The organism is Streptomyces sp. CO7, from assembly GCF_053474865.1.
In genome coordinates this window covers 364308-382265 of the sequence record NZ_JBRIOU010000008.1, presented here as the reverse complement: position 1 = coordinate 382265, position 17958 = coordinate 364308, and the positions used below count along the sequence as shown (strand labels likewise).

Annotated in this window: 15 protein-coding genes; 6 read left to right on the top strand and 9 right to left on the bottom strand. The window is 71.0% G+C overall.

Going from position 1 to position 17958, the window contains the following annotated elements:
* The 3 genes from clpB to ACOV8S_RS26620 form a co-directional block, all read right to left on the bottom strand.
* On the bottom strand, positions 1-2597 hold a 2597-nt coding region (gene clpB, locus ACOV8S_RS26630), incomplete at its 3' end, for an ATP-dependent chaperone ClpB (protein WP_448320844.1).
* Positions 2598-2822: 225 nt separating this feature from the next.
* On the bottom strand, positions 2823-3155 hold the full coding sequence (locus ACOV8S_RS26625) for a hypothetical protein (protein WP_382552670.1): 333 nt from the start codon (positions 3153-3155) through the stop codon (positions 2823-2825).
* Positions 3152-3349 (bottom strand): hypothetical protein, encoded by a 198-nt coding sequence (locus ACOV8S_RS26620; protein WP_448320842.1) that lies wholly within the window; start codon positions 3347-3349, stop codon positions 3152-3154. The genes ACOV8S_RS26625 and ACOV8S_RS26620 overlap by 4 nt, the downstream gene beginning before the upstream one ends.
* Positions 3350-3517: 168 nt before the next feature.
* Between ACOV8S_RS26620 and ACOV8S_RS26615 the strand changes: the two genes are divergently transcribed.
* Positions 3518-4477: a helix-turn-helix transcriptional regulator gene (locus ACOV8S_RS26615; RefSeq protein WP_448320840.1), complete on the top strand. Its 960-nt coding sequence runs from the start codon at positions 3518-3520 to the stop codon at positions 4475-4477.
* Positions 4478-4532: 55 nt separating this feature from the next.
* Here the strand turns inward: ACOV8S_RS26615 and ACOV8S_RS26610 are convergent, their stop codons facing one another.
* Both ACOV8S_RS26610 and ACOV8S_RS26605 read right to left on the bottom strand, forming a co-directional pair.
* Complete coding sequence (locus ACOV8S_RS26610) at positions 4533-5567, bottom strand: LuxR C-terminal-related transcriptional regulator (RefSeq protein ID WP_448320839.1); 1035 nt, start codon at positions 5565-5567, stop codon at positions 4533-4535.
* Between the two features lie 120 nt (positions 5568-5687).
* The gene (locus tag ACOV8S_RS26605; protein ID WP_448320838.1) at positions 5688-6752 is read right to left on the bottom strand and encodes a sugar ABC transporter substrate-binding protein; all 1065 of its coding nucleotides are present in this window, start codon (positions 6750-6752) and stop codon (positions 5688-5690) included.
* A 275-nt stretch (positions 6753-7027) separates the two neighbouring features.
* Between ACOV8S_RS26605 and ACOV8S_RS26600 the strand changes: the two genes are divergently transcribed.
* Both ACOV8S_RS26600 and ACOV8S_RS26595 read left to right on the top strand, forming a co-directional pair.
* Positions 7028-7198: a hypothetical protein gene (locus tag ACOV8S_RS26600; RefSeq protein ID WP_448320836.1), complete on the top strand. Its 171-nt coding sequence runs from the start codon at positions 7028-7030 to the stop codon at positions 7196-7198.
* Positions 7199-7279: 81 nt separating this feature from the next.
* Positions 7280-7591, top strand: a complete 312-nt coding sequence (locus ACOV8S_RS26595) for a hypothetical protein (protein WP_448320834.1) — start codon at positions 7280-7282, stop codon at positions 7589-7591.
* A 96-nt stretch (positions 7592-7687) separates the two neighbouring features.
* Here the strand turns inward: ACOV8S_RS26595 and ACOV8S_RS26590 are convergent, their stop codons facing one another.
* The 4 genes from ACOV8S_RS26590 to dnaK are packed head-to-tail and all read right to left on the bottom strand — an operon-like array spanning position 7688 to position 11956.
* Entirely contained in the window at positions 7688-8134 is a 447-nt protein-coding gene (locus ACOV8S_RS26590) for a heat shock protein transcriptional repressor HspR (RefSeq protein ID WP_448320832.1), read from the bottom strand.
* 4 nt (positions 8135-8138) lie between these two features.
* On the bottom strand, positions 8139-9335 hold the full coding sequence (dnaJ, locus tag ACOV8S_RS26585; RefSeq protein WP_448320831.1) for a molecular chaperone DnaJ: 1197 nt from the start codon (positions 9333-9335) through the stop codon (positions 8139-8141).
* Between the two features lie 60 nt (positions 9336-9395).
* The gene (gene grpE, locus ACOV8S_RS26580) at positions 9396-10097 is read right to left on the bottom strand and encodes a nucleotide exchange factor GrpE (protein ID WP_448320830.1); all 702 of its coding nucleotides are present in this window, start codon (positions 10095-10097) and stop codon (positions 9396-9398) included.
* Complete coding sequence (gene dnaK / locus ACOV8S_RS26575; RefSeq protein ID WP_448320828.1) at positions 10094-11956, bottom strand: molecular chaperone DnaK; 1863 nt, start codon at positions 11954-11956, stop codon at positions 10094-10096. The genes grpE and dnaK overlap by 4 nt, the downstream gene beginning before the upstream one ends.
* Positions 11957-12349: 393 nt before the next feature.
* Between dnaK and ACOV8S_RS26570 the strand changes: the two genes are divergently transcribed.
* The 3 genes from ACOV8S_RS26570 to ACOV8S_RS26560 all read left to right on the top strand — a co-directional run.
* Complete coding sequence (locus ACOV8S_RS26570) at positions 12350-14632, top strand: (Fe-S)-binding protein (RefSeq protein ID WP_448320826.1); 2283 nt, start codon at positions 12350-12352, stop codon at positions 14630-14632.
* 360 nt (positions 14633-14992) lie between these two features.
* Entirely contained in the window at positions 14993-16462 is a 1470-nt protein-coding gene (locus ACOV8S_RS26565; protein WP_448320824.1) for a VCBS repeat-containing protein, read from the top strand.
* Between the two features lie 131 nt (positions 16463-16593).
* Positions 16594-17958: FG-GAP-like repeat-containing protein (locus tag ACOV8S_RS26560; protein ID WP_448320823.1), on the top strand; the 1365-nt coding region annotated here is incomplete at its 3' end.

The window sequence follows — 17958 nt, the reverse complement described above, 5'->3', positions numbered from 1 at the left end:
GGCCAGCCCGCCGTGACGGTCAGGCCCGCACCCGGTTCGGGGGCGCGGTCGACGCGGACGGTGTCGCCGTCCTTGATCTGGCCGGAGATGATCTCCTTCGCCAGGGTGTCCCCGATCGCCGTCTGGATCAGGCGGCGCAGCGGGCGGGCGCCGTACGCCGGGTCGAGGCCCTTCTCGGCGAGCCAGGCCAGCGCGGGCGGGGTGATGTCCAGCGTGAGCCGGCGCTCGGCGAGCCGCTTGGCCAGGCGGCCGATCTGGAGCTCGGCGATCCGCTCCAGCTCCGGCTTGGTGAGCGCGGAGAACACCACCAAGTCGTCCAGCCGGTTGAGGAACTCCGGCTTGAAGGACGCCCGCACGACCTCCAGCACCTGCTCCCGCTTGGTCTCCTCGCTGCTCAGCGGGTCCACCAGGTACTGGCTGCCGAGGTTGGAGGTGAGGATCAGGATGGTGTTGCGGAAGTCGACCGTGCGGCCCTGGCCGTCGGTGAGACGGCCGTCGTCGAGGACCTGGAGCAGGATGTCGAAGACCTCCGGGTGGGCCTTCTCCACCTCGTCCAGCAGCACGACGCTGTACGGCCGCCGCCGCACCGCCTCGGTGAGCTGGCCGCCCTCCTCGTAGCCGACGTAGCCGGGAGGCGCGCCGACCAGCCGGGCCACGCTGTGCTTCTCGCTGTACTCCGACATGTCGATGCGGACCATCGCCCGCTCGTCGTCGAAGAGGAAGTCGGCGAGCGCCTTGGCGAGCTCGGTCTTGCCGACGCCCGTCGGGCCGAGGAAGAGGAAGGAGCCGGTCGGCCGGTCCGGGTCGGCGATGCCCGCCCGGGTGCGGCGCACCGCGTCGGAGACGGCGGCCACGGCCTGCTTCTGGCCGATGAGCCGGCGCCCCAGCTCGTCCTCCATCCGCAGCAGCTTGTGCGTCTCGCCCTCGAGCAGCCGCCCGGCGGGGATGCCCGTCCAGGAGCCGACCACGTCCGCGATGTCGTCCGGGCCGACCTCCTCCTTGACCATGGTGTCGTCGCGGGAGGCCTCCGCCTCCGCCTCGGAGGCGGCCTCCAGCTCCCGCTCCAGGGCCGGGATCTCGCCGTAGAGCAGCTTGGAGGCGGTGTCGAAGTCGCCGTCGCGCTGGGCGCGTTCGGCCTGGCCGCGCAGCTCGTCCAGCTTCTCCTTCAGCTCACCGACCCGGTTGAGGGACTGCTTCTCCTTCTCCCAGCGGGCGTTGAGGCCGCGCAGCTCCTCCTCCTTGTCGGCGAGGTCGCGCCGCAGCCGCTCCAGGCGCTCCTTGGAGGCCTGGTCGGTCTCCTTGGAGAGGGCGAGCTCCTCCATCCGCAGCCGGTCGACGGAGCGCTGCAGCTCGTCGATCTCCACCGGGGAGGAGTCGATCTCCATCCGCAGCCGGGAGGCGGCCTCGTCGACCAGGTCGATGGCCTTGTCCGGCAGGAACCGGGAGGTGATGTAGCGGTCGGAGAGGGTGGCCGCGGCGACCAGGGCGCTGTCGTTGATCTGCACCTTGTGGTGGGCCTCGTAGCGGCCCTTGAGGCCGCGCAGGATGGCGATGGTGTCCTCGACCGACGGCTCGGCGACCAGCACCTGCTGGAAGCGCCGCTCCAGGGCGGGGTCCTTCTCGATCCGCTCGCGGTACTCGTCGAGCGTGGTCGCGCCGACCATGCGCAGCTCGCCGCGGGCCAGCATCGGCTTCAGCATGTTGCCCGCGTCCATCGCCGAGTCGCCGCCGGCGCCCGCGCCGACCACGGTGTGCAGCTCGTCGATGAAGGTGATGATCTGCCCGTCCGAGTCCTTGATCTCGGCGAGGACGGTCTTCAGCCGTTCCTCGAACTCGCCGCGGTACTTCGCTCCCGCCACCATCGCGCCGAGGTCCAGCGACACCAGCCGCTTGTTCTTCAGCGACTCGGGCACGTCCCCCTTCACGATCCGCTGGGCGAGGCCCTCGACCACGGCGGTCTTGCCCACGCCGGGCTCGCCGATGAGGACCGGGTTGTTCTTGGTGCGGCGCGACAGCACCTGCACCACGCGGCGGATCTCGTGGTCCCGGCCGATGACCGGGTCGAGCTTCCCCTCGCGCGCCGCGGCGGTGAAGTCGGTGCCGAACTTCTCGAGTGCCTTGTACTGACCCTCCGGGTCCGGGGTCGTCACCCGGCGTCCTCCCCTGATCTTCTGGAACGCGTCCAGCAGCTTGTCCGCGTCGGCTCCCTGCCGGGACATCACGTCCCCGGCCGCACCGCCCTTGGCGGCGACGCCGATCAGCAGATGTTCGGTCGAGACGTACTCGTCGCCCAGCTCCTTCGCCCGCTGCCCGGCGTCCGCGACCACCATCAGCAGGTCTCGGTTGGGCTGGGGCGGCGCGACCGTCGAGCCGGTCACGCTGGGCAGGCCCGCGAGAACCTTCTCGGTGCCCTGCCGGACGGCCGCGAGGTCGGCCTCGACGGCGGCCAGCAGGTCCAGGATGTTCTCGTTGTCGGCGCCCTCCAGCAGGGCCAGCAGGAGATGGGCGGGCGTCAGGTCGGGATGTCCCTCGGTCACCGCGCGGCTGCTCGCCGCGTTGAGTGCCTCCCGGCTCCTGTTGGTCAGCTCGGTGTCCACGTCCGGTACTCCTCCCTTGCCTGCCTCACGTCACCGTGCGGGTACACGCGTCGGATACCCGCTCTGACGCGGCCAACGTCCACAAACTTGAGTCTATTCCACTCAATGCGGTGGGAGGCGGAGGAGTTCCCGGGCACACGACAGCGGCGCCACCGTGTTCAGGTCACGGTGGCGCCGCTGCCGGGGGGAAGCACCTGAGGCGATCTTGACGTTGGGGGTATCGCGTCAGGCGCTGCGGGGGGTGGCTGACGAGACTTCGGGGAGTTCGTGGGGGGCGAACTCCCTGTGGTCCCTTTGGTCCAGGTTCACGAAGATCATTCCATAGCGGATCGCGCAGCGGACCGGCTGCGGCGCTCCGCGGGGGCGGCGCAGGCACCGGAACGCCCGCACGTCCTCCTCCTCGTCGCGCGTCACCACGACCGGCTCCCCGAAGACGGTGACCATCAGGGAGTCGCCGGCGTGGGGGAGCGCGGTGACGAGGTCGACGAAGTGCCAGCCGGACCGGTAGGCCACGGCCATCTCACGGCGGAACGAGCGGTCGTCCGGCGGGGTGGTCATGCCTTCGCGCCTGCCCGCACCGCGCCGGCGGGATCGGCGGTGACCCGGTCCCACACGATGTCCGTCGCCTGCACAGCTGCGCCGCGGCCGACAGCCGGGCCGTCCCAGACAATGTCCGTCAGGGAGGCGGCACCGAAGAGCACGCCCGCCGAGAAGGCCACAGCAAGCGCCGAGTGAAGCAATCTCTTGCACATGGTGGACTTCGTCCTCACTTCCCAAATTCGGTCCCTCGCCGCATCAGACGATGACCCATACCGGCACACGATGGCCAGTTCGAAGATGCATCATGTTCCTGCACGTTCATGACCCTGGGGGGCGGAGATATGGAACATACCGACATAACAGGGACACATCCCCACGGGATGGAGGCATTGTGCGAGGACGGCAGGCGGCTTTACGCCGACGCCCTCAGCCTCGGCCGCATCCGGCGGTCCGAGGCCGAAACCGCCCCGTGCCTGCTGGAGTTCGCCCTCCTCCAGCCCGATCCCGACGACTCCGCCTGGCTCAGGCCGGTGCCTCCGACGACCGCCCTGTCCCAGCGGCTGCTGCCGCTGGAGCGGGAGATCCAGCGGCACCGGGAACAGGCCGTCCAGCTCACCCACGCCTTCGAGCCGTTCCTCTCCATCGCCGCGCACAGCCGGCCCTCCCACGCGATCAACGTGCTGGAGGGAGTGGGCCGGATCAACGAGGCGCTCCAGGTGGCCCAGGCCAACTGCCGCTCCGAGATCCTCTCCGTCCAGCCCGGCGGAGGGCGCAGCGAGCCCACGCTCACCACGGCGTTCAAGCTCGGCCAGGACGTGCTGGAGCGAGGGCTGTCGATGCGGGTGCTCTACCAGCACACGGCCCGCCACAGCCCCGGCACGCTCACCTACGCGCGGCTGATGAGCGACTCGCACGTCGAGTTCCGGACGGCTCGGGAGCTGGTGGACCGACTGACGATCTTCGACCGGTCGGTGGCCTTCATCCCCGCCCAGGACGACCGCAAGGTCGCGCTGGAGCTGCGCCACCCCGGACTGGTCGACTACCTGATCAAGGTCTTCGACCAGCAGTGGCGCAGCGCCGTCCCGTTCTTCCAGGAGCGGCCCGACGAGGCCTCCGTCGACGGCATCACCGAGGTGCAGCGGACCATCGCCCGGCTGCTGATCGAGGGCCAGGTCGACGAGGCCATCGCGCGCCGTCTCGGCATGAACGTCCGCACCTGCCGCGCCCACATCGCCAAACTGGCCGCCGCCCTCGGCAGCGGCAGCCGGGCCCAGCTCGGCTACCTCATCGCCCGTTCCGGGCTCCTGGACGACGACACGGCGCCGTCCGACGACGTCTGAGACCCGGGGGACCCCGGGTCACCCCCGGGGGACCCTGGGGCAGCCCCGGGGGCCCCTAGGGCAGCCCGTCCGCCCCCGGCGGGCGGTCCAGCCCCGCCTGGGCGATCCGCACGCCCAGCTGGGTCCTGCTGGCCGCCCCCAGACGCTCGCTCAGGCGGGCGATGTGCGCCCGGCAGGTGCGCACGCTGATGCCGAGCCGTTCGGCGATGGCGGCGTCCTGGTGGCCCTCGGCGAGGAGCGCGGCGATCGACCGCTCCCGGTGGGAGACCCCCACCCCGCCGTCCTCCGGCGCCGGAACGGGCGAGCCGACCGGCACCGCCAGCCGCCACAGCCGCTCGAAGACGGTGGCCAGGTAGTCCACCAGGGCGGGGTGCCGCAGTTCCAGGGCCACCGAACGGCGGCTGTTGGCCGGCACGAAGGCGACCGTGCGATCGAAAAGAATCAGCCGTTCCGGCACCTCGTCCAGGGTGCGGGCCTCCACGGCGTCGCCCATCAGTTCCAGATAGCCCAGCAGGCCCTGCCCGTGCCGGGCCACGTGCGTGTACAGGTCGCGCATCCGCACGCCGCGGTGCCGCAGCTCCATGGCGCGCGGCAGGCCCTCGCTCAGCTCGTGCTCGGGGCGGATGCCGCCCGGCTGCACCGTCAGCACCTCGGTGACGCAGGCGGCGGAGGCCTCGTCGATGGCCGTCTGGATCCTCGGCAGCCCGTCCAGGACCCGCAGCGACGCCTCGCTCCCCAGCGGCCCCGCGCCGCCCGCCGGGCGCAGCCGGCTGCCGAGGCCCGCGTAGCGGTCGGCGGCCGAGAGCGCCGAGTCCATCCGCCGGTGGGCGTCGCCCATCTCGGCGCACAGCTCGCGCAGCAGCCGGGTCATGACCTCCTGGGGCGCCGTCGGCACCAGCCAGTCCATGTCGTCCGGGTCCGGGTGCAGCAGACCGAGGTCCAGCAGGCAGGGCACCGCCTCGGAATCGCGGCGCGGTACCCGCCCCCGGCGGACGGCCCGGGCGTACACCCGGTCGCCCTCCTCGCACAGGCGCTCGGGACCGTGCGGATGTTCCTGGGCCGCACGGACCGCGGCAGCCTCACCGGACATTCAGTTCTCCACCCCCGGTAGCGCCGCCTGTTCGCAGCGCCACTATGCGCGGCCGCGGACCCGCGCCGCAATACGCCACCGGCCCCGAGGGGGCTCGGGGCCGGCCGGTGCGTCAGGACGTCAGAGCAGCTTGGCGGCCTTGCAGGCCTGGCGGATTTCGGCCACGCAGATCTCGTCGACCTTGTGGACGCCGTCGGCGACGACGGTGTCCTTGATGTTGTCCCGGGTCAGTTCGATCACGGGGACGAGCGCCGCCGGAATGTTCTTGTTGGTGGGGCTGTCCACCGAGTCGCGGGTCAGCGCGTCGAACTGGATGTCGTGGCTGCGGACCTTGGCGACGGCCATCTCCGCGGCGGCCTCGGCCTCGTTCGGGTACGGCTTGTAGACCGTCATGTACTGCTCACCGGTGACGATGCGCCGGACGGCCTCGATGTCCGCGTCCTGGCCGGTGATGGGCGGCATGTCGGTGACGCCCGCCTCCTTGAGCGCCTCGACCACGCCGCCGGCCATGCCGTCGTTGGCGGAGAGAACACCCTTGATCTTGGAGACGCCGAGCTGCTTGATCGCCTCCGCCATGCTCTTCTTGGCCTTCTGCGGGTCCCAGCCGTCGATGTCGTACTCCCGGACGACGTCCAGGCCGGTCAGCTCGCCCTTCGCGCCTTCCTTGAACATCGCGGCGTTGGGGTCGGCGGGCGAGCCGTTGATCATCACGATGTCCTCGCCGGGGACCGCCTCGGCCAGCGACCGGCCCTGGACCTCGCCGACCACCGTGTTGTCGAACGAGACGTACGCGTCGACCGGTCCTTGGGCCAGACGGTCGTAGGCGATGACCGGGATGCCTTCTTCCTTGGCGTACTTCACCTCGGACGCCACCGCCGCCGCGTCCACCGCGTCCACCACGATCACGTCGACCTTGGCGTCGACCATCGAGCGCATCTGCCGGTTCTGCGTGGTCTGGTCGCCGTTGGCGTTGGCGTAGCGGACCACGCCCTGGCCGTCGGTGAGCTGGTCGACCTTGTCCTTGAAGATCGGGAAGTCGAAGGCCTCGTAGCGGGAGATCTTCTTCTCCGGCATCAGCAGACCGATCGTGATGTCGTTCAGGTCGGACGGAGCGGCGTCGTCGCCGTCCTTCCCCTGAGCACCCCCGCACGCGGCGAGCGAGAAGGACAGCGTGACGGCGGCCATGGATATGGCATAACGACGCATTCGAAAGCCCACTTCTGCGTTCGGTTAAGGGCGGGGCGTCCCACCACGATCCGGGCCGACGAGGGCGTCACGGGCGGAACGGCACGAAGGGGAATCAGCCGTTGCGGTGACCGGGACGATGTTCTGCGGCTCGTGTGAAGACAGAGCGGAATCATAGCCAGTGTGCCTTCACACGTCTCCCTGGGTGTCCCGCGCGCACGGGCGGTGATCACGCACAGTAGGCACGGGCCGGCGTACGCCCTCGCCCGCCCCCCGTGAATCATGGTTCACGGCCGTCCCCCGCGCACGGCCTTCTTCACCACTACGAGGTCCGCGCCTACGACAAGGCCGGCAACACCTCCACCGGCACCGCCGACAGCGGCATCACCACGGTGGACCTGACCGCGCCGCCGGTGCCCGAGCCGGTGGTGTCGGCCGACGGCTAGGAGGTCTGCTTCCTCGTCAGCGCGATCGACACCGCCTGGAACGACAGCTTCGAGGCCACCCGCGAGGGCAAGGTCGTGCAGGTGCGGGAACTCGACCTGAGGCCCGCGCAGGAGACTCCCGAGTCCGGTTCGCCGGTCGACGTCACGGTGACCGACGACGGCGGCGAGATGTTCCTGCACTGGTCCAGCGACGAGGACGCCACCGGCTACCGGGTCCACCGCGGGGACGGCACGTCCTACGTGCTGGTCCACACGGTGGACCACGGGGACCGGGTGACGTGGACCGACCCCTCGGCGCCGCGCGGCACCACGTCCTTCTACCGGGTGACCGCTCTTCTCGCCGAGGGTACGGAGAGCGCCCCGGCGGGTGCGGCGGTCGCGCTGCTGCCCTGATCCCGGGGCGTCGCCGCGACAGGCGGGACGGGCGCGAACACCGAAGGGCCGGGAGACCGTGAGGTCTCCCGGCCCTTCGGGCACGTCAGAGCTCTGTCACTGACCCCGCGTCGGCGGGCGCCACACCACCAGGGCGCTGGTGCGGGCCGCCTCCTGGTACGGGACGAGGTCCCGGCGGTAGGAGGCGTGCACCGCCGCCTCACGGGCCCGGATCGTCGCCGCCGCGCCCTCGACCGCGGACTGCAGCTCCGCGACGCGGGACTGGAGGGCGGCGACCTGGTTCTCCAGCTCGATGATCCGCTTGATCCCGGCCAGGTTGATCCCCTCGTCCTGCGACAACTGCTGCACCTGGCGCAGCAGCTGGATGTCGCGGGCCGAGTAGCGCCGGCCGCGCCCGGCCGTGCGGTCGGGGGAGACCAGGCCGAGGCGGTCGTACTGACGCAGGGTCTGCGGGTGCAGGCCGGAGAGCTGGGCCGCCACCGAGATGACGTAGACCGGAGTGTCCTCGGTCAGTTCGTACGGGTTGCGCCGGCGGCCGTCCATCTCGTCATGCTCCCTTCGCGGCTTCGAACAACTCCGCTCGCGGGTCCTCCCCCGCGGTCGCCTCGCGGTACGCCTCGAGGGCGTCCCGGGCCTTGCCCGACAGGTCCTTGGGAACGCTCACCTCGACGGTGACCAGCAGGTCGCCGCGGGTGCCGTCCTTGCGGACCGCGCCCTTGCCCCGGGCGCGCATGGTGCGCCCGTTGGGCGTGCCGGGAGGCAGCTTCAGCGTGACCGGCGGCCCGCCCAGCGTGGGCACCCGGATCTCGCCGCCCAGGGCGGCCTCCGTGTACGTCACCGGCACGGTCACCGTCAGGTTGTCGCCCTTGCGGCCGAAGACCGGGTGGTCGTCCACGTGGACGACCACGTACAGGTCACCGGCCGGTCCGCCCCGCTCGCCGGGCGCGCCCTTGCCGCGCAGCCGGATCCGCTGGCCGTCGCTCACGCCGGCCGGGATGCGGACCTGCATGGTGCGCGAGGACTTGGCCCGGCCGGAGCCCTTGCAGATGTCGCAGGGGTTCTCGGCGATGAGGCCGCGGCCCTTGCAGTCGGGGCACGGGTCGGTCAGCGAGAAGCCGCCGCCCGAACCGCGGGCCACCTGCCCGGTGCCGACGCAGGTCGGGCACACGCGCGGCGTGCCGTTCTTGTCACCGGTGCCCGAACAGGCCTTGCACGCCTGCTGACTGGACATCCGCAACGGCACCGTGGCGCCGTCCACCGCCTCGGTGAAGCTGAGCGTCACCTCGGACTCGATGTCCTGCCCGCGCCGCGGCTGCGTGCGGGCGCCGCCCGGGGCGCCGCCGCGGTTGCCGAACAGGCCGCCGAAGACGTCGCCGAGACCGCCGCCGCCCCCGCCGAAGCCGCCACCGCCGCCCGCGCCGCCGCCCTGGGTGCCTCCGAAGAGGTCGCCCAGGTCGAAGTTGAACGTTCCTCCGGCACCCGGGCCCGGACGGAAGCCGCCACCGTTGCCGAAGAGCGCCCGGGCGTCGTCGTACTCCTTGCGGCGCTTGGGGTCGCCGAGCACGTCGTTGGCCTCGGAGATCTCCTTGAAGCGCTCCTCGGCGGCCGCGTTGCCCTTGTTGGCGTCCGGGTGGAACTCGCGGGCGAGCTTCCGGTACGCCTTCTTGATCTCGGCCTCGGTGGCGTCCTTCGGGACGCCGAGAACCTTGTAGTAGTCCTTCTCGATGAAGTCCTTGGTGCTCATCCCCGACGTCCCTCCTTCCGTCCGTCACCGGCGCGCCGAAGACCGGCGCGCCGCCTCACGTCAGCCCTCGTCCGGGCCACCGTTCTCCTTGGTCTCGACGTGCTCGGCGCTCTCGGCGCCGTCGGCACCGTCGGACGCCTTCCCGCCCTCGGCCCCGGACTCCTCGGTGTCCGCCTGCGCACCCGGCTGCGGCTCGGCCACGGCCACCCGCGCGGGGCGGATGATCCGGTCGCCGATCTTGTACCCGGGCTGCAGAATGCCCACGCAGGTGGTCTCGGTGACGTCCGGCGCGTAGCTGTGCATCAGCGCCTCGTGGATCGTCGGGTCGAAGGGCTCGCCCTCCTTGGCGAACTGCTGCAGGCCCATCTTGGCCGCGACCGTCTCCAGCGACTCGGCCACCGACTTGAAGCCGCCGACCAGTTCGCCGTGCTCACGGGCGCGCCCGATGTCGTCGAGCACCGGCAGGAGCTCGGTCAGGAGGTTCGCCACGGCGATCTCCCGGACCGCGATCCGGTCGCGCTCGACCCGGCGGCGGTAGTTCGAGAACTCCGCCTGGACCCGCTGCAGGTCCGCGGTGCGCTCGGTGAGCGCGGTGCGGGCCTGGTCGAGCTGGGCCGTCAGGCCTGCGGCCTGTGCCGCGTCCCCGGCCGGGGCCGCCGGCTCCTCCTGGGAGGAGTCGGCGGCCTGCGGCTCGGCGTCTTCGGAACCGCTGCCGGAAGGGACGTCGGGCTTCTCGTCAAAACCCGGGGTCTCCTCCGTCACGCGGCACCGTCCTTGCGCTCGTCGTCGACGATCTCGGCGTCCACGACGTCGTCCTCGGGAGCACCGGCCTGGGCGTCACCGGCCGTGGCGCCGCCGGCGGCCTGGGCGCCCTGGGCGTCGGCGTACATGGCCTGGCCGAGCTTCTGGGAGACGGCCGCCAGCTTCTCGGTGGCGGTGCGGATCTCCGCGGAGTTGTCGCCCTCGGCGGCGTCGCCCTTGAGCTTCTCCTTCAGCTCGGCGACGGCGCCCTCGACCTCGGTCCTGACCTCGCCCGGGACCTTGTCCTCGTTGTCCTTGAGGAACTTCTCGGTCTGGTAGACGAGCTGCTCGCCCTGGTTGCGGATCTCGGCGGCCTCGCGACGCTTGTGGTCCTCCTCCGCGTAGCGCTCGGCCTCCTCACGCATGCGGTCGACCTCGTCCTTCGGCAGCGAGGAGCCGCCGGTGACGGTCATCTTCTGCTCCTTGCCCGTGCCCAGGTCCTTCGCGGTCACGTGCATGATGCCGTTGGCGTCGATGTCGAAGGAGACCTCGATCTGCGGGACGCCGCGCGGGGCCGGCGGGAGGCCGGTCAGCTCGAACATGCCGAGCTTCTTGTTGTACGCCGCGATCTCGCGCTCGCCCTGGTAGACCTGGATCTGCACGGACGGCTGGTTGTCCTCGGCCGTCGTGAAGATCTCCGAGCGCTTCGTCGGGATCGTGGTGTTGCGCTCGATCAGCTTGGTCATGATGCCGCCCTTGGTCTCGATGCCGAGGGACAGCGGGGTGACGTCGAGGAGCAGGACGTCCTTGACCTCGCCCTTGAGGACACCGGCCTGGAGCGAGGCGCCGATGGCGACGACCTCGTCCGGGTTGACGCCCTTGTTGGCCTCCTTGCCGCCGGTCAGCTCCTTGACGAGCTCGGCGACGGCGGGCATACGGGTCGAGCCACCGACGAGGACGACGTGGTCGATCTCGCTGAGCTGGATGCCGGCGTCCTTGATGACGTTGTGGAACGGCACCTTGCAGCGCTCGAGCAGGTCGGAGGTGAGCTGCTGGAACTGGGCGCGGGTGAGCTTCTCGTCCAGGTGCAGCGGGCCCTCGGCGGAGGCCGTGATGTAGGGCAGGTTGATCGAGGTCTCGGTGGACGAGGACAGCTCGATCTTGGCCTTCTCGGCAGCCTCACGCAGACGCTGCAGGGCCATCTTGTCCTTGCCCAGGTCCACGCCGTGGGCGTTCTGGAACTGCTTGACCAGGTAGTCGACGACGCGCTGGTCCCAGTCGTCACCACCGAGGTGGTTGTCGCCGTTCGTGGCCTTCACCTCGACGACGCCGTCGCCGATCTCCAGCAGCGAGACGTCGAAGGTGCCGCCGCCGAGGTCGAAGACCAGGATGGTCTGGTCGTCCTTGTCGAGGCCGTAGGCCAGGGCGGCCGCGGTGGGCTCGTTGACGATGCGCAGGACGTTCAGGCCCGCGATCTCGCCGGCCTCCTTCGTCGCCTGACGCTCGGAGTCGTTGAAGTACGCCGGGACGGTGATGACCGCGTCGGTCACCTTCTCGCCCAGGTAGGCCTCCGCGTCCCGCTTCAGCTTCTGCAGGATGAACGCGGACATCTGCTGCGGGTTGAAGTCCTTGCCGTCCAGGTTGATCTTCCAGTCGGTGCCCATGTGGCGCTTGACCGACCGGATGGTCCTGTCGACGTTGGTGACGGCCTGGCGCTTGGCTACCTCGCCGACGAGCACCTCGCCGTTCTTGGCGAAGGCGACGACGGACGGCGTGGTCCTGGCGCCCTCGGCGTTGGTGATGACGGTGGGCTCACCGCCCTCCAGAACGCTGACGACCGAGTTGGTCGTACCCAGGTCGATGCCGACCGCACGTGCCATGGTGATCTTCCTCCAGCTGACTTGAGTGGAACAGGCTCAAGTGTGCACGACCTCGCGGCGAGAGGCAACAGACCTGAGCCGGACGGACTCAACTTTACGGAGGCGGGGCCCGCAGGGCGGCCCGGAGGGCGCTTCAGGGTCGCTCCGGGCCGCTCCCGGAACCGCTCCGGCGGGGCAACCGAGGGACGCGGCGGGCGGCGCGGGGAAGGGCGGACGCACCCACGCCCCTGCCCCGGGAGATACTGAGGCAACCCTCAGCGACGCAGATCACCGCTCCGACGGCTGCGGGCGGCGCTGGATATGGATAGTCTCGAACGGACTGGATAAGTTACCGCTTAGTAATCTGCTCCGTTCCTTAGTCTCCACACCCCTCGCAGGCCCGAGGAGCCTCCCATGCAACTCGCCGCGATCATCGTGTCGCTGGTCCTGACCGTGGTGGGCGTCGCCTTGCTCGCACGCGCCGTCGGTCAGTTCGTCCGGTACTTCAAGCTGGGGCAGCCGGTGCCCGCGGGTACCCGGACCGACAACCCCTACCAGCGCAGCGTGACGCTGGTGAAGGAATTCCTCGGCCACACGCGGATGAACCGCTGGGGGATCGTCGGCTTCGCCCACTGGTTCGTCGCCGTCGGCTTCTTCTCCCTGGTGCCCACCCTGATCACCGCGTTCGGCCAGCTCTTCCGGGCCGACTGGGCGATCCCCTTCATCGGGCACTGGACGCCGTTCGAGATGTTCGTCGAGTTCATCGGCACGATGACGACGCTCGGCATCCTCACGCTGATCGTGATCCGCCAGCTCTCCAAGGCGACCCGCCCCGGCCGCAAGTCCCGCTTCGCCGGGTCCAACGCCGGCCAGGCGTACTTCGTCGAAACGGTCATCCTGACCATCGGCCTCGCGATCATGATGCTCCGCGGCCTCGAGGGCGCCCTGCTGGACATTCCGCACTACGAGCCCGCGTACTTCGCCTCGTACCCGCTGGTGCTGGCCTTCAAGGGCCTGGGCGTCACCACGCTGCAGAACCTGATCTACCTGTTCGCGATGATCAAGATCGGGACGTCCTTCATCTGGATGATCGTGGTCTCGCTCCGCACGGACATGGGCGTCGCCTGGCACCGCTTCCTGGCCTTCCCCAACATCTGGTTCAAGCGCAACGCGGACGGCTCCACCGCGCTCGGCGCCCTGCAGCCGATGACCTCCGGCGGCAAGGAGATCGACTTCGCCGACCCCGGCGACGACGACGTCTTCGGCGTCTCCCAGGTCGAGCAGTTCTCCTGGAAGGGCCTGCTGGACTTCTCCACCTGCACCGAGTGCGGCCGCTGCCAGTCGCAGTGCCCCGCCTGGAACACCGGCAAGCCGCTCTCCCCGAAGCTGCTGATCATGTCGCTGCGCGACAACATGCACGCCAAGGCCCCGTACCTGCTGGCCGGCGGCGGCAAGACCATGGAGGGCGAGGAGAAGGCCTCCGAGGAGCAGCTCAAGGACGTCCCCGCGGCCGCCCTGGCCGAGGCCGAGCGCCCCCTGATCGGGACGCTCGAGGAGAACGGCGTCATCGACCCGGACGTCCTGTGGTCCTGCACCACCTGCGGCGCCTGCGTCGAGCAGTGCCCGGTGGACATCGAGCACGTCGACCACATCGTCGACATGCGCCGCTACCAGGTCATGATCGAGTCGGCCTTCCCCTCCGAGGCGGGCACGATGCTCAAGAACCTGGAGAAGAAGGGCAACCCCTGGGGCCTGGCGAAGAAGCAGCGCCTGGAGTGGCTCAAGGAGGTCGAGTTCGAGGTCCCGGTCGTCGGCAAGGACATCGAGGACCTCACCGAGGTCGAGTACCTCTACTGGGTCGGCTGCGCCGGCGCCCTGGAGGACCGCGCCAAGAAGACCACCAAGGCCTTCGCCGAGCTGCTGCACATCGCGGGCGTCAAGTTCGCGATCATGGGCGGCGACGAGAAGTGCACCGGTGACTCCGCCCGCCGCCTGGGCAACGAGCCCCTGTTCCAGGAGCTCGGCATGGAGAACGTCATGGCGCTGAACATGGCGTTCGGCGAGGAGATGGACGACGACGGCAAGGTCACGCCGGAGTCGGCGAAGCCGAAGTCGGCGAAGAAGATCGTCGCCACCTGCCCGCACTGCCTCAACACCATCGGCAACGAGTACCCGCAGCTCGGCGGCGACTACGAGGTCATCCACCACACCCAGCTGCTCCAGCACCTGATCGACGAGGGCAAGCTGATCCCGGTCACCCCGGTCGAGGGTCTGATCACGTATCACGACCCCTGCTACCTGGGCCGCCACAACAAGATCTACACGCCTCCGCGCGAGATCATCGCCAACGTCCCGGGCCTGCGGAACGAGGAGATGCACCGCCACAAGGAGCGCGGCTTCTGCTGCGGCGCCGGCGGCGCGCGGATGTGGATGGAGGAGCGGATCGGCAAGCGCATCAACAACGAGCGCGTCGACGAGGCCCTGTCCCTCAACCCGGACATCGTCTCCACCGCCTGCCCGTTCTGCCTGGTCATGCTGACCGACTCGGTCAACGGCAAGAAGAACGACGGCAAGGCCAAGGAGTCGATCCAGGTCGTGGACGTCGCCCAGCTCCTCCTGGAGTCCGTCAAGACCCCCGCCGACCCGGCGGGCGAGGCGGAGACCGAGGACACGCCGGAGCCGCAGCCGGCGCAGTAGCGTCCGCCCCTCCTCGGAGCCCGAAGGCCCGGCCGAGCACCACGCTCGGCCGGGCCTTCGGCACGCCTGCCGTCCCACCGACGCCACCGTCGCCCCGCGCACGCGACGGGTTCGCGCGATCTCCACGACCTCGGCGGGTGTGTCCACCACGGACTTCCCCGGGTTCGGCCGGACCTTCGCCGCCCGACACCGCCGCCACCGGCGCGGACCGGGGCCCCGGCCTTCCGTGTGGTGTACCTCAACTTCCCCTACAACCATCAGGAGTTGTCACCGGTCTCGTAGACCGCCCGGCCTCGGCGGCCGGGGCGTCACCGTGAGGCCGGTCCTGACCCGGCCCGCCCCGCCGGACCAGGGAGCCGCATGAACCGCAGAACCCGCACCGCCCTCGCGACCGCCGCCGCGGCCGCCCTCACCGGCGGCCTGTTCACCGCCGCCGCACCGGCCGCCCTCGCCGCGGACGCCGCGGTCGTCGCGCGGGCCGACTTCGACGGCGACGGTGTCGGCGACGTCGTCTCCTCGGCCCGGGCCACCCTGAACGGCCACCCGAAGGCCGGCCAGGTCGTCGTCACCTACGGCGTCAAGGGCAAGGGCCTCACGGCGGACAGGCGGTCCGTGATCAGCCAGGCCACCCCGGGCGTGGCCGGCACCCCCGAGGAGGCGGACTGGTTCGGGTGGCGCAACGCCTACGCCGACTTCGACGGCGACGGCTACGACGACCTCGCCGTCGGCGCCCACCGGGAGGACGTCGGCGACGTCCAGGACGCCGGTTCCGTCACCGTCCTGTGGGGTTCCGCCAACGGACTCACCGGCCAGGGCTCCGTCCAGATCGAGAACCCCGCGGGCGACTTCCGGTCGGCCCGCTGGGGCGACCGTCTGGCGGCCGGCGACTTCGACGGCGACGGCAGGCAGGACCTGGCCGTCATGGGCCTCGGCCCCACGGTGACCCTGATCAAGGGCGGCATCACCAGGTCCGGCTCCTTCGGCGACGCGCAGCAGGTCCGCACCCCGCTCACCGAGCCCGTCTCCCAGGCACTCCTCGCGGGCGACGTGAACGGGGACGGGGCCACCGACCTGCTGGTCGGCGGCTTCGCCGGAAACGGGACGGAGTCGGTCCGGGTGTCCCGGAACTTCCTGCTGCGCGGCTCGTCCTCGGGCCTGGACCCCGCCGGCGTCACGGAGCTGCCGCCCGGCAGCCACAGCTCCATCGGCGACATCGACCGCGACGGCCTCGCGGACGTCGTCTCCGGCATGACGTACGACAGGTGGACGGACCGCCCCGGTCTGCCCCACTCCTCCCTGGGCGGGCAGCTCTGGATCACCTACGGCACCGAGGACGGGGCCGGGAGGGTCCGCGCCGTCAACCAGGACACCACCGGCGTCCCCGGCGTCGGGGAGACCGGCGACGCGTTCGGCTTCTCCACCGACCTCGGCGACATCGACGGCGACGGCTACCTCGACCTGGCCGTCGGTGTGCCGGCGGAGGAGGTGGGCGCCACCCGCACGGGCGCCGTCGTCGTCCTGCGCGGCAGCGCCTCGGGCATCACCACCGCCGGCGTGCAGACCTTCCACCAGGGCTCCCCCGGCGTCCCCGGCACCGCCGAGGACGGGGACGCATTCGGCGGAGAGGTGGAGCTCGACGACGTCACCGGTGACGGCAGGGCCGACCTGGTCGTCGCGAGCGCCGGCGAGAACGACAGCAACGGCAGCGTCACCTGCCTGCCCGCCGGCGGGGGCGGGATCACCGCGACCGGCTCGCGCGTCCTGTCCTCGCCCGCGCTGGGCGTCCCCCCCGCCGGCAAGCCGATGCTGGGCGAGGAGTTCGCCGACTGACCGGACCGCGCCGTACGCAACTCGCCTACAACCATCGGCGGTTGGCGTGGGTCGTGCAGTACGCCCGGTCGTGCAGGCCGGGCGACACCGCGGAGGTGGCCATGACGCGCCCCGCCGGACCAGGGAGCCGCATGAACCGCACGACCCGCACCGCCCTCGCCACCGCCGTCGCGGCCGCCCTCACCGGCGGCCTGTTCACCGCCGTCGCACCGGCCGCCGTGGCCGCGGACGCCGTGACGACCCAGCGGGCCGACTTCAACGGCGACGGCGTCGGCGACGTGGCCACCTGGGCCAACTCCACCGTCTCCGGCCATCACTCGGCCGGCCAGGTCGTCGTCACCTACGGCACCAAGGGCACCGGCCTCACCGCCACCCGGCGCTCCGTGATCAGCCAGGCCACGCCAGGAGTCCCCGGCGCCCTCGAGTCCGGTGACCGCTTCGGCTGGAGCACCGCCTACGCCGACTTCGACGGCGACGGCTACGACGACCTCGCCGTCGGGTCGAGCGAGGACGTGGGCGACGTCGACAACACCGGCACCGTCACCCTCCTCTGGGGCTCCGCCACCGGTCTGACCGGCAAGGGCGCCGTCCGGCTCACGGACCCCGGAGCGCCGGCCCGAGGACGCATGTGGGGCCAGGAGCTGGCGGCCGGCGACTTCGACGGCGACGGCAGACCTGACCTCGCCCTCGCCGACGGCTCCACCACGATGACCCTGTTCACGGGCGGCATCACCCGCTCCGGCGCCTACGGCAGCGCCCGGCCGGTGTCCACGCCGCTCACCGAGAGCTACCCGTGGAGCCTCACCGCGGGCGACGTGGACGGTGACGGCGCCACCGACCTCCTGGTGAACGGCTGGGCGCCCCGGGACGGGGACCCCTTCTTCCGGGTGTCCCGGAACTTCCTGCTGCACGGCTCGGCCTCGGGCCTCGACTCCGCCGGCGCCACGGAGACGCGGCCCGGCCGGTTCAGCTCCATCGGCGACATCGACCGTGACGGCTTCGCCGACATCGTCACCGGCACGCCCGACGACGAGTGGGAGGACGGGGAGCACATGCCCTGGGCCGCCCAGGGCGGCCAGATCTGGATCACCTACGGTTCCGAGGACGGCCCCGGCAGGATCCAGGCCGTCAACCAGGACACCCCCGGCGCGCCCGGCACCAGTGAGGCGGGCGACCGCTTCGGCTGGTCCACCGACCTCGGCGACGTCGACGGCGACGGCTACCTCGACCTCGCCGTCGGGGTGATGAGCGAGGACATCGACGACGTCGACAACGCGGGCAGCGTCGTCCTCCTGCGCGGCGGCGCGGACGGCATCACCACGACCGGTGCGCGGACCTTCCACCAGGACACCTCCGGCGTCCCCGGTACCGCCGAGGCGTACGACACCTTCGGTACGGACGTGAAACTCGACGACGTCACCGGCGACGGCCGGGCCGACCTCGTCGTCGGCAGCGGCGGGGGGAAAACCGGCAACGGCCGCACCACCCCCCTGCCC